The organism is Butyricicoccus intestinisimiae, from assembly GCF_018918345.1.
Classification (GTDB): Bacteria; Bacillota; Clostridia; order Oscillospirales; family Butyricicoccaceae; genus Butyricicoccus_A; species Butyricicoccus_A intestinisimiae.
Genome location: NZ_JAHLQI010000002.1, coordinates 62,835 through 73,726, shown reverse-complemented (window position 1 = coordinate 73,726; position 10,892 = coordinate 62,835). Strand labels below are relative to the sequence as shown.

General features: G+C 58.1%; 14 protein-coding genes. 10 read left to right on the top strand and 4 right to left on the bottom strand.

The features are described 5' to 3' along the window. The first annotated feature begins 13 nt into the window (after positions 1–13). From KQI75_RS03630 to KQI75_RS03605, 6 genes are read left to right on the top strand one after another with little or no spacing between them, the layout of a single operon-like run. Positions 14–337, top strand: coding sequence for a bifunctional adenosylcobinamide kinase/adenosylcobinamide-phosphate guanylyltransferase (locus KQI75_RS03630; protein WP_216469383.1), 324 nt, complete (start codon positions 14–16; stop codon positions 335–337). After that, entirely contained in the window at positions 334–1,305 is a 972-nt protein-coding gene (gene cbiB / locus KQI75_RS03625; RefSeq protein ID WP_216469382.1) for an adenosylcobinamide-phosphate synthase CbiB, read from the top strand. The genes KQI75_RS03630 and cbiB overlap by 4 nt, the downstream gene beginning before the upstream one ends. Before the next feature lies 1 nt (position 1,306). Next, entirely contained in the window at positions 1,307–2,371 is a 1,065-nt protein-coding gene (cobD, locus tag KQI75_RS03620; protein WP_216469381.1) for a threonine-phosphate decarboxylase CobD, read from the top strand. Beyond that, entirely contained in the window at positions 2,359–3,861 is a 1,503-nt protein-coding gene (locus KQI75_RS03615; protein WP_216469380.1) for a cobyric acid synthase, read from the top strand. The genes cobD and KQI75_RS03615 overlap by 13 nt, the downstream gene beginning before the upstream one ends. A 1-nt stretch (position 3,862) precedes the next feature. Beyond that, a complete protein-coding gene (locus KQI75_RS03610; RefSeq protein ID WP_216469379.1) occupies positions 3,863–4,384 on the top strand; it encodes a cob(I)yrinic acid a,c-diamide adenosyltransferase in 522 nt (173 codons plus the stop codon). Positions 4,385–4,392: 8 nt separating this feature from the next. After that, the gene (locus KQI75_RS03605; protein WP_216469378.1) at positions 4,393–5,031 is read left to right on the top strand and encodes a precorrin-8X methylmutase; all 639 of its coding nucleotides are present in this window, start codon (positions 4,393–4,395) and stop codon (positions 5,029–5,031) included. 3 nt (positions 5,032–5,034) lie between these two features. On the opposite strand, the gene KQI75_RS03600 is transcribed toward KQI75_RS03605, so the two are convergent. The 3 genes from KQI75_RS03600 to KQI75_RS03590 are packed head-to-tail and all read right to left on the bottom strand — an operon-like array spanning position 5,035 to position 5,874. Next, positions 5,035–5,292 (bottom strand): hypothetical protein, encoded by a 258-nt coding sequence (locus tag KQI75_RS03600; protein WP_216469377.1) that lies wholly within the window; start codon positions 5,290–5,292, stop codon positions 5,035–5,037. Between the two features lie 3 nt (positions 5,293–5,295). Next, entirely contained in the window at positions 5,296–5,592 is a 297-nt protein-coding gene (locus KQI75_RS03595) for a hypothetical protein (protein ID WP_216469376.1), read from the bottom strand. A gap of 6 nt (positions 5,593–5,598) precedes the next feature. Then, complete coding sequence (locus KQI75_RS03590) at positions 5,599–5,874, bottom strand: hypothetical protein (protein ID WP_216469375.1); 276 nt, start codon at positions 5,872–5,874, stop codon at positions 5,599–5,601. Positions 5,875–6,001: 127 nt separating this feature from the next. On the opposite strand from KQI75_RS03590, the gene KQI75_RS03585 reads away from it, so the two are divergent. Together KQI75_RS03585 and KQI75_RS03580 are read left to right on the top strand one after the other, a co-directional pair. Beyond that, positions 6,002–6,511: a metallophosphoesterase family protein gene (locus KQI75_RS03585; RefSeq protein ID WP_216469374.1), complete on the top strand. Its 510-nt coding sequence runs from the start codon at positions 6,002–6,004 to the stop codon at positions 6,509–6,511. A 32-nt stretch (positions 6,512–6,543) separates the two neighbouring features. Further along, the gene (locus tag KQI75_RS03580; RefSeq protein ID WP_216469373.1) at positions 6,544–7,380 is read left to right on the top strand and encodes a type III pantothenate kinase; all 837 of its coding nucleotides are present in this window, start codon (positions 6,544–6,546) and stop codon (positions 7,378–7,380) included. A 61-nt stretch (positions 7,381–7,441) separates the two neighbouring features. On the opposite strand, the gene KQI75_RS03575 is transcribed toward KQI75_RS03580, so the two are convergent. Beyond that, positions 7,442–8,077, bottom strand: a complete 636-nt coding sequence (locus tag KQI75_RS03575) for an endonuclease III domain-containing protein (protein WP_216469907.1) — start codon at positions 8,075–8,077, stop codon at positions 7,442–7,444. Positions 8,078–8,340: 263 nt separating this feature from the next. On the opposite strand from KQI75_RS03575, the gene glyA reads away from it, so the two are divergent. Together glyA and KQI75_RS03565 are read left to right on the top strand one after the other, a co-directional pair. Beyond that, complete coding sequence (glyA, locus tag KQI75_RS03570; RefSeq protein ID WP_216469372.1) at positions 8,341–9,597, top strand: serine hydroxymethyltransferase; 1,257 nt, start codon at positions 8,341–8,343, stop codon at positions 9,595–9,597. A gap of 12 nt (positions 9,598–9,609) precedes the next feature. Continuing rightward, the gene (locus KQI75_RS03565) at positions 9,610–10,851 is read left to right on the top strand and encodes a replication-associated recombination protein A (protein ID WP_216469371.1); all 1,242 of its coding nucleotides are present in this window, start codon (positions 9,610–9,612) and stop codon (positions 10,849–10,851) included. The last annotated feature ends 41 nt before the right edge of the window (positions 10,852–10,892 follow it).

The following is a 10,892-nucleotide window of genomic DNA, read 5'->3' as shown; positions in this document are numbered from 1 at the left end:
AAAGGAAACAAGCATGACAATACTCATTATCGGCGGCGCGGCGCAGGGCAAGAGCGCCTTTGCGCGCACGCTGTCGCCGGAACAAGATATCATAGATGATTTGCATGTGCGCGTGCAGCGCGCACTGTGCGACAACACGGCGCTGCCGCAGGCGGCGGAGTTCGCGGGCAAAACCGTCGTGTGCCAGGAAGTCGGCGGCGGTGTCGTCCCGATGGACGCGCAGGAGCGTGAATGGCGCGAGTGCACCGGCAGATTGTGCTGTGACATTGCGGCGCAGGCAGACCGCGTGTATCGCGTGTACTGCGGCATCGCCACGTGTATCAAGGGGGCATCATGACGACAGCAGCGGCCGTATTTTTCGGCTTTTTACTCGACTGCGTGCTCGGTGATCCGGAACGCCTGTGGCATCCGATTATGGGCATCGGCACGATGATTTCGTTTTGGAAAAAGCACTTGCGCGCGTGGTTTCCGGACAGCGCGCGCGGACAGCTTTGGGCGGGCGCGGTGCTGTGGATTGCCGTTGTGATTCCGTCTTGGCTGATTCCGGCGGCAATTTTGTATGCGGCGGGTCTGCTGCATCCAGCGCTGGCATTTGCCATCGAGGTGCTGTTCTGCTGGCAGATTTTCGCGGCAAAGTCGCTCAAGCAGGCGGCGCTGCGCGTCTATCGCGCCCTGCGCAAGGGCGATTTGCAGGAAGCGCGCAAGTATGTCTCGTGGATTGTCGGCCGCGACACCGCGCAGCTGGACGCGGTGCAGGTGACAAAGGCGACGGTGGAGACTGTGGCGGAAAACACCAGTGACGGCGTCATTGCGCCGCTTGTGTTTTTGCTGCTCGGCGGCGCGCCGCTCGGCTTCGCCTACAAAGCGGTCAACACGCTGGACTCGATGGTGGGCTATAAAAACGAGGAATTTTTGTATTTCGGACGATTTTCCGCCAAGATGGACGATGTTTGGAACTTCATTCCGGCGCGGCTGAGCGGTCTGCTGTTCGTGCTGTGCGCAAAACCGGCGGGATTGGACGCCAAGGGCGCGTGGAAATGCTTCCGGCGCGACCGCTTGCAGCACGCCAGCCCGAATTCTGCGCAGACAGAATCTGCGTGCGCCGGTGCCCTCGGCGTGCAGCTCGCGGGCAATGCGTATTATTTTGGAAAGCTATATGAGAAACCGACACTGGGCGATGCCAAGCGCCCGATTGAACCTAAGGACATTGTGCGCACCAATCACCTGATGTACGTGTCATCGGCGGCTGCCGTGTGCGCGCTGTGCGCGGTTCGATGTGTCATTGGCTGGAGACTGGGGTGGTAACATGAAGCACATACACGGCGGCGATATTTACGCCGACAACTGGAACGAGGAGCCGCTGGACTTTTCGGCAAATATCAATCCGCTCGGCATGCCGGACAGCGTGCGCGAGGCGGCGCAGCAGGCGATTGCGGGCTGTCTGCACTATCCGGATCCGTTTTGCCGCGCCCTGCGGCGGGCGATTGCCGCGCGCAATGCCGTCACGCCGCAGCAGGTTTTCTGCGGCAACGGCGCCGCCGATGTGCTGTACCGCCTGATGCTGACGCTTCGCCCGAAGAAAATCCTGTTGCCCGCGCCGACGTTTGCGGAGTATGAAGAGGCAGCACAGCTCGTGGGCAGCGAGATCGTGCGCGTTTCGCTGGGTGAGGATTTGACAATAACACCGGCGTATTGGGACGCGGTGACACAAGATGTCGATTTGGTTGTGCTGTGCAACCCAAACAATCCGACCGGTTTACTCACGCCGAAAGGACTGGTAAAGAAAGGAATGGAACGCTGCGCCGAGGTCGGCGCGCGGCTGCTTGTCGACGAGTGCTTCCATGATTTTCTTTGCGAGCCGGAACGCAGCGTGCTGACAGACCAACTGGCAGACAATCCGCATTTGATTTTGCTGCGGTCCTTTACCAAAATGTACGCGATGCCGGGCATTCGCTTGGGCTACTGCCTGTCATCGGATCGGCAGCTGGTTGACCGATTGTACGAAGCGGGGGCACCGTGGTCGGTGTCCGGCATTGCGCAGGCGTGCGGCATCGCGGCGGCGCAGGACACGGATTTTCCGCGCAAAACACGCGCGTATGTCGCGCTCCAGCGCGCGGCGCTCCAGCGCGGCTTGGAGGATTTAGGGCTGCACGTCATAGACGGGCAGGTGAATTATCTGCTGTTTCGCAATCTGTGCATACCGGATTTGCAGCGGCGGCTGCACGACCGCGGCATTCTCATTCGCTCGTGCGCGAACTATCACGGGCTGGATGACACATGGTTCCGCATCGCGGTGCGCAATGAGACGGAGAATTTTGTGCTGCTGCACACGCTGCGGCAGCTGAAGGAGGAATCGGCATGGCAAAGGTAATCATGGTACAGGGCACGACATCCAATGCGGGCAAGAGCCTGACGGTTGCGGCATTGTGCCGCATTTTCCGACAGGACGGACTCAAGGCGGCGCCATTTAAGTCGCAGAACATGGCGCTTAATTCGTTTATCACAGCGGACGGCGCCGAGATGGGACGCGCGCAGGTCATGCAGGCAGAAGCCGCAGGCATCGCACCGGATGTGCGCATGAATCCGATTTTGCTCAAGCCGACCAGCGACTGCGGCTCCCAGATTATCGTCAACGGCGTAGCGCGCGGCACAATGGCGGCAAAAGACTATTATCCGTATAAAAAACAGCTGATTCCGGATATTTTGCAGGCGTACAACAGTCTGGCGGAGGAATATGATGTCATTGTCATAGAGGGCGCGGGCTCTCCGGCGGAAATCAATCTGCGCGAAAATGACATTGTGAATATGGGCATGGCGGAAATGGTGGACGCGCCGGTGCTGCTCGTCGGAGACATTGACCGCGGCGGCGTGTTCGCCTCGCTGTACGGCACGGTTTCCCTGCTGCAGCCGGAGGAGCAAAAACGCATCAAGGGTCTGATTATCAATAAATTCCGCGGCGACGTCGACATTCTCAAGCCGGGTCTGGACATGATGCAGGACAAGCTGCCGATTCCGTTTGTCGGCGTGATTCCGTACCTGCATGTGGACATTGACGACGAGGACAGCCTGTCCGAGCGCCTGCAGTCCAAGCAGACACCGGCGCTGTTGGATTTGGCGGTCATTCGCCTGCCGCGCATCTCGAATTTTACCGATTTTGCGCCGCTCGAACGCATACCCGGCGTGTCCGTGCGCTATGTCACGCGGGCGGCGGAGCTCAAGCAGCCGGATTTGATTTTGCTGCCGGGCAGCAAAAACACGATGGACGATTTGAAGTGGATGCGGCAGAACGGCTTGGAGGCAGCCATCAAGCAGTATGCCGCGGCAGGCAAGCCGGTGTTCGGCATCTGCGGCGGCTATCAGATGATGGGTCTGACGTTGTCTGACCCCGCGCATGTCGAGGCGGGCGGCGCGATGGACGGCATGGGTCTGCTGCCGGTGCACACGACATTCTGCGCGGACAAAACCACGACGCAGGTGCACGGCGCAATCGGGCATCTCACTGGCATGTTCGCCGCGCTGACCGGCGTACACATCGACGGCTATGAAATTCACATGGGCGAGACGACCTATGAGCCGGAGGCGGATAATTTTTCGGAAATCCAGCGCGGCACGCGTCCGGTTGTGGACGGCGCCCAGTGCGGCAGCTGTTACGGCACCTATGTGCACGGCGTGTTTGACCGCGAGGAGGTCAGCCGCACCTTCGTCACGGCGTTACTGGAGAGCAAGGGATTGTCCGCGCACGATGTACAGACATTCGACGCGGAGACGTATAAGCAGCAGCAGTATGACCTGCTCGCGGATGCCGTGCGCGAAGCGCTGGACATGGATGCCATTTACCGCATTCTCAATCGGGAGGTGTGAGATGGAACAGGGACTTGTTCATATTTACTGCGGCGACGGCAAGGGCAAAACGACCTGTGCGTTTGGGCTTGCCCTGCGCTGCGCGGGCACTGGCGCGCGGGTGCGCATCGCCCAATTTCTCAAGAGCGGTGATAGCGGCGAGGTGACCGCCATGCAGCAATTTGACAACGTGGAGCTGCTGCGCGCCAAGCAGGGAAGCAAGTTTACATTCCAGATGAACGCGGCGGAAAAGGCGCAGGCAGCGCGCGACCACACACAATTGCTGCGGCAGGCGTTTGCGGACACCAAACATCTGCGCATGCTGGTGCTGGATGAAATCATGGCGGCGTGCACGACAGGCATGGTGGATACAGACGAGCTGGTGTCGTTGATACAGGCGCGTCCGCCGGAGCTGGAGGTTGTCCTGACCGGACGCAATCCGCCGCAGGCGTTGCTGGATTTGGCGGATTATATCACAGAGATGAAAAAAATACGGCATCCGTATGACAAGGGCATCACGGCACGCCGCGGAATCGAGAGGTAGGGAGACAAATGGATTTTGAAATTATCAAACCGGCGGACATCGAAAAGCGCAGCTTTGCGATTATCACAGAAGAACTGGGTGACCGCGTATTTCCGGAGGAAATTGGCTTGGTTGTCAAGCGCGTCATTCACACCTCGGCAGATTTTGACTATGCGGACAATCTGGTGTTTTCCGAGGGCGCAGTGCCGCGCGCGCTGGAAGCCATCCGAAACGGCGCCCACATCGTGACGGATACCAATATGGTCAAGGCGGGCATCAACAAAAAGACGCTGGCGAAATTCGGCGGAGAGGTGCACTGCTTTGTCGCAGATGCCGATGTCGCGGAGGAAGCCAAGCAGCGCGGCGTGACGCGCTCCACCGTCTCGATGGAACGCGCCGCCAAGCTGGATGTACCGGTGATTTTTGCCATCGGCAATGCGCCGACCGCGCTCATTGAGCTGGATCGCCTAATGCGGGAGCAGGATTTGAAGCCGGAGCTGATTATCGGCGTGCCGGTCGGCTTTGTCAATGTGGTGGAGTCCAAAGAGCTGATTTTGCAGTCGCAGGCGCCGCATATCGTCGCGCGCGGACGCAAGGGCGGCAGCAACGTCGCGGCGGCCATTGTCAATGCACTGCTGTACCAGCTCGTGCATCGGGAGGGCTTTTGAGCGTTATACGCCGATGAGCAGGAAAATGCCTGCGAGCAGCAGCAAATCGCGGTCAATGCCGCCGGTTTCGTCCTTGAGCAGAACGTACAGGATGAGCAGAACCAGCAGGGTGTCCTGCTCGAACAGGCGGCTCAGACCGCCCTCTTTGCCGAACAGATTGCCCAGAGAGGACAAGATGCTGCCGGATTCCTGCCGCTCGGGCGGCGGACACGGCGGCGCGTCCGCCGGCGGGCAGGCGGTCTGTAAATATTTGTTATACATGCGCTACAACTCCTTTGTGCGGCCGTCCGGCGGAAGAACCTGCCGGACGGCTGTTTTTGTCATACGCGCCAGAGAGAGAATGCGTTCGGCGTGCGCGATTTGCGCGCAGGTGTTTTCCGACAAAAACGGGCGCAGAGCGTGCAGCAGCTGTATGCGCGCCGCGTCCGTCCCGCGCGGCGGCGCGGCGGTCTCCGCGGGCGCGTCTGCATCGCTGCCCAGCAGCTGCGCCGCCATACCGGACAGCTTTTGCATGGCTTCGGGGTCCTGAAGCAGGCTGGATAACAGATCAGCGGGTTCCAAACAAGCTCACCGTCCCATCAGACGGGCGATTTGCTGCGCGAGCTGTGCGCCCTCCGGTGTCTGCATCGTGCGCTGTAGGATTTGCTTGGCGCCTTCCGTGTCGCCTGCCTGCATGTGCTGCATCGCCTGCTCCAGACTGGCGCCGTGCTGCCGGAGCATGCTGCGCGCGGCGCGCTGCTGCTCCGGATTCTGCATGCGCGCCTTCAGGCGGGCGGCCGCGGCGGGGTCGCCGCATTGTTGGGAAATTTGCCGAATCAGCGCGTCCAAGTCGTTGTGCTGCATAGAAATACCTCCTGCGCAATGGGTTTCGATGCAGTATACGCGGCAGAGCACGCAATTGTTCTTTGACTTTCTGAAAAAAATAGTGTATAGTCATGAAAGATACTATCTGGCTACGGGGGAAATGAAGATGAAACTGCTCATATTTTCCGATTCGCATCGCGCCAATATCACGGACATGCTCGCGCTGATTGACGAGGAGAAGCCGGACGCCGTCGCGCATTTGGGCGATTTGGTGTGTGATGTGGAAGACATCCGGTTTGTCTATCCGGAGCTGCCTGTGTACAGCGTGCGCGGCAACAACGACTGGGGCGACGACGAGACGCCGAACAGTCTGGTGGTCTGTGCGGAACGCGTGCGGCTGTTCTTGACACACGGACACTTGTTTGGCGTGCGACGCAACACCAAGCGGCTGACGCAGGAGGCGCAGCAAGCCGGCTGTCAGGTCGCGCTGTACGGACACACGCACCGCGCGGAGGTGCATGAGGAGGACGGCGTTTTGGTGGCGAATCCGGGCAGCATCAGCATGCCGTATACTGCACAGCCGCCGTCGTATCTGCGGCTCACGATTGCAGGAGACCGCGTGCAGCCGGAGCTGATTTATTTGAAAAACACAAAGAAGAAACGGCTCTGGCTTTGAGCACAGCAACCGTTGGGAAAGAGGAATGAAATATGCTATTGGCGATTGACGTAGGCAATACCAATACGGTTTTTGGCATTTATAAAGACGAGGAGCTCATCGGCAGCTTCCGCCTGTCCACGACGGCGGAGCGCACATCGGATGAGCTTGGTATGCAGATTCACATGTACTATTCGTTCTTGGGTCTGCAAACGGCGGACACGGAGGCGGTCATTGTGGCTTCGGTCGTGCCGCCGGTCATGTACACGCTCATCAACGCGATTCGCAAGTACATCGGCGTGCGCCCGATGATTGTCGGCAAAGACGTGGATACCGGTCTGGTAAACCGTTATGACAACCCGCGGGAGGTCGGCATTGACCGTCTGGTCAACGCGGTCTCTGCGATTCAAAAATACGGCGCACCGCTCATCATTATTGACATTGGCACGGCGACGACGTTTGACGTCATCGACGAGACCGGCGCGTACTGCGGCGGCGCCATTTTCCCCGGCATCAAGGTTGCCATGGAAGCGCTGTTCCAGAAGGCCTCCAAGCTGCCGCGCGTGGACATCGTGCGGCCGGAAAAGGCGATCGGCACCAATACCGTCATGAGCATGCAGTCGGGTGCCGTGCGCGGCTATGCGGGCGCAATTCAGGGCATTGTGCATGAGATGAAGGCGGAAATCAACGGCAGCTGCCGCGTCGTGGCGACCGGCGGCATGGGCCGCATGATGGCGGAGTACTGCGACACGATTACCGATGTCGATGCCAATTTGACGCTGACCGGTCTGCGCATGATTTATGAGGCGAACAAGGAAAAGTTTGCGGCGCTCGAGCCGATTGGCCCGCTCGTCGTTTCAGCAGAAGAAGAACTGGACGCGCAGCTGTGAGCGCATAACAAAAGAGGATTGGCGACTGCCAATCCTCTTTTTTGCTGTGCGGATAGGAAAATTATGTCTCGCTGCCGGTTTTGCAGATGTCCTTGAGACAGCAGCGCTCGCAGTACGGCTTGCGCGCCGTGCAAACGTCTCTGCCGTGCAGCACCAGCCGGTGACAGAAATCGCTGGATTTTTCCGGCGGGATGAGCGGGCGCAGTGCCTTTTCCACCTTTGCCGGCTCTTTGATGCCGTCCACCAGACCGATGCGGTTGGCGAGGCGGATGCAATGCGTGTCCGTGACAATCGCGGGCTGGTGATATAAATCGCCGAGAATCAAATTGGCGGTCTTGCGGCCGACGCCGGGGATTTTGAGCAGCTCCTTCATCGTGCCGGGCACTTTGCCGTTATGTACTTCCAGTAGATAGACCGCGGCGGCGTGAATGTCCCGCGCCTTGGAGTTGCCCAGCCCGCACGGGCGGATGATTTGTTCAATCTCTCCCTCCGTGGCGAGGGCGAAGGATTCCAGCGTCGGAAATTTCGCATACAAATCCTTGGTGATGATATTTACGCGCTTGTCCGTGCACTGCGCCGACAGGCGCGTGGCGAACAGCAGCTCATAGTCCTTGGTATATTGCAGCGCACAGATGGCATCAGGATATTTCCGCTCCAACCGCTCGACGGCGGCGCAGGCGCGCTGTTCTGGGGTCAACATGCAATCAGCTCCTTTTGAGGGTTTTTGTGTCAAAAAATATGACTCGCTAAAGTCTCCTGTCATTATAACACAAATAATGCACAAAAAATCAGGTGAATCTTACAAATTTTGATGCAGGAAGCGGAAAAAATGAAATTAGCAAAAAACTGTCTTGCAAAAGAGGGGGAATCCTGCTTTAATTAGAATTAACACAATAAAAAAACAGCTGATTGTTTGTGTAATTCATACTGTAGTGTTATGAACATGGAGGATTTCAGACGATGGCAGAAAAACAGAGAATTGAAGAGAACATTTCTTTTATCACCAGCATGGACCCGGAACTGGGCGAAGCAGTTCGCAAGGAGTACGACCGTCAGTGCCGCAACATTGAGCTGATCGCATCCGAAAACATTGTATCCCCGACCGTCATGGCGGCTATGGGCACCGTTCTGACCAACAAGTACGCAGAAGGTTACCCGGGAAAGCGCTACTATGGCGGCTGCGAATGTGTTGACATTGCAGAGAATCTGGCAATCGAGCGCGTATGCAAGCTGTTCGGCGCAAAGTATGCAAACGTACAGCCGCACTCCGGTGCACAGGCAAACATGGCTGTCTATCAGGCACTGTGCCAGCCGGGCGACACGGTTCTCGGCATGAGCCTGGACAACGGCGGTCATCTGACCCACGGCTCTCCGGCAAACCAGTCGGGTAAGCTGTACAACATGGTCGCTTACGGCGTAGATGACAACGGCTACATTGACTATGAGGACGTTCGCCAGAAGGCAATCGAGAACAAGCCGAAGATGATCATTGCAGGTGCTTCCGCTTACCCGCGTGCCATCCATTTCGACAAGTTTGCAGAGATTGCAAAGGAAGTCGGCGCATATCTGTTCGTTGATATGGCGCATATCGCAGGTCTGGTCGCAGCAGGCGAGCACCAGAACCCGATGGAGTACGCAGATGTCGTAACCACCACCACCCATAAGACTCTGCGCGGTCCGCGCGGCGGCTGCATTCTGACCAACGATGAAGCGCTGGCAAAGAAGCTGAACTCCGCAATCTTCCCGGGCACACAGGGCGGCCCGCTCATGCACATCATCGCTGCAAAGGCTGTTTGCTTCGGCGAAGCACTCAAGCCGGAATTCAAGGAATATCAGGCACAGATCCGCAAGAACGCACAGGCTCTTGCAGAAGGTCTGACCAAGCGCGGCGTCAAGCTGGTTTCCGGCGGCACAGACAACCATCTGATGCTGGTTGATCTGCGCGGCACCGAAATCACCGGCAAGGAGCTGCAGAACCGTCTGGATGCGGTATACATCACCGCAAACAAGAACACCGTACCGAATGAGCCGCTCAGCCCGTTTGTAACCTCCGGCGTTCGTCTGGGCACACCGGCAGTTACCACCCGCGGCTTCAAGGAGCCGGAGATGGACAAGATTGCAGGCTTCATCGCTGACGCAATCTTCGACTTCGACAACAAGGCTGACGCAATCCGCGCCGGTGTCGAGGAAATCTGCAAGCAGTTCCCGCTGTACTAAGCATTACACAACATGAAATTTCAGCCTCTGGCCGACCGTATCCGCCCAACCACACTGGCGGATGTGGTTGGCCAGCCGCATATTCTGGGACAAACCGGTTTGCTGCGCCGGATTGTCGAGAGCGGCAACATTCCAAATATGATTTTTTACGGTCCGTCCGGTGTGGGAAAAACGACGGTTGCCTCGATTATCGCGGCACAGACCGAGCGCAAGCTGTATCGGCTCAATGCGACAACCGCGTCCATCGCGGACATCAAAAAGATTTTTGACGAGCTGGGCACGCTGATGGCGCCGAACGGCGCGCTGATTTATCTGGACGAGATTCAGTATTTTAACAAAAAACAGCAGCAGTCCCTGCTGGAGTTCATCGAGGACGGCCGCATTACGCTCATTGCATCCACGACGGAAAATCCGTATTTTTACGTGTTTCACGCGATTTTGAGCCGTAGCACGGTGTTTGAGTTCAAGCAGATTGAGGCGGCGGACATTCAGCCCGCAGTGCGCCGCGCATTTTCTCTGGCGGATGCTTCGCTGCACGTGCCGGAAGAAGTCTGCGCCTATATTGCGGCGGCGTGCGGCGGCGATGTGAGAAAAGCCATCAATGCCGTGGAGCTGCTTGTGCAGACCGCGGGCGGAGACACCGTGACGATGGAGGACGCACAGCAGGCGGCGCAGCGCTCCAGCGTGCGCTATGACCGCGACGGCGACCAGCATTATGATATTTTATCCGGTCTGCAAAAGTCCATTCGCGGCTCAGACCCCGATGCTGCGGTGCATTATCTGGCGCGCCTGCTGGCGTCCGGAGATTTGATTTCCGCCTGCCGCAGACTCATGGTCATTGCGGCGGAGGATATCGGTCTGGCATATCCGCAGGCGCTGCCGATTGTCAAGGCGTGCGTGGATATGGCAAATCAGCTCGGCCTGCCGGAGGCACGCATCCCGCTGGCGGACGCGGCGATTTTGCTCGCGACATCACCTAAATCCAACAGCGGCATCGCGGCGATTGACGCGGCGATGGCGGACATTCACGCGGGAAAATCCGGTGATGTTCCTGCACATCTCAAAGACAGCCACTATGCCGGCGCGAAAAAGCTGGGACGCGGTCTGACCTATCAGTACCCGCACAGCTACCCCAACCATTGGGTGCGGCAGCAGTATCTGCCGGACGCGATCAAGGACGCGCAGTATTATACCTATGGCGACAACAAGCTGGAGCAAAAAGCAAAGGCGTATTGGGACAGCATTAAAAAATAACAGAACGAAAAACTGGGAAGCTTCGCGCTTCCCAGTTTTTT

Excerpts from the sequence above, each read along its gene's own strand:
- KQI75_RS03630 (WP_216469383.1), top strand. The coding sequence starts at position 14 with ATGACAATACTCATTATCGGCGGCGCGGCGCAGGGCAAGAGCGCCTTT.
- cbiB (WP_216469382.1), top strand. The coding sequence starts at position 334 with ATGACGACAGCAGCGGCCGTATTTTTCGGCTTTTTACTCGACTGCGTG.
- cobD (WP_216469381.1), top strand. The coding sequence starts at position 1,307 with ATGAAGCACATACACGGCGGCGATATTTACGCCGACAACTGGAACGAG.
- KQI75_RS03615 (WP_216469380.1), top strand. The coding sequence starts at position 2,359 with ATGGCAAAGGTAATCATGGTACAGGGCACGACATCCAATGCGGGCAAG.
- KQI75_RS03610 (WP_216469379.1), top strand. The coding sequence starts at position 3,863 with ATGGAACAGGGACTTGTTCATATTTACTGCGGCGACGGCAAGGGCAAA.
- KQI75_RS03605 (WP_216469378.1), top strand. The coding sequence starts at position 4,393 with ATGGATTTTGAAATTATCAAACCGGCGGACATCGAAAAGCGCAGCTTT.
- KQI75_RS03600 (WP_216469377.1), bottom strand. The coding sequence starts at position 5,292 with ATGTATAACAAATATTTACAGACCGCCTGCCCGCCGGCGGACGCGCCG.
- KQI75_RS03590 (WP_216469375.1), bottom strand. The coding sequence starts at position 5,874 with ATGCAGCACAACGACTTGGACGCGCTGATTCGGCAAATTTCCCAACAA.
- KQI75_RS03585 (WP_216469374.1), top strand. The coding sequence starts at position 6,002 with ATGAAACTGCTCATATTTTCCGATTCGCATCGCGCCAATATCACGGAC.
- KQI75_RS03580 (WP_216469373.1), top strand. The coding sequence starts at position 6,544 with ATGCTATTGGCGATTGACGTAGGCAATACCAATACGGTTTTTGGCATT.
- glyA (WP_216469372.1), top strand. The coding sequence starts at position 8,341 with ATGGCAGAAAAACAGAGAATTGAAGAGAACATTTCTTTTATCACCAGC.
- KQI75_RS03565 (WP_216469371.1), top strand. The coding sequence starts at position 9,610 with ATGAAATTTCAGCCTCTGGCCGACCGTATCCGCCCAACCACACTGGCG.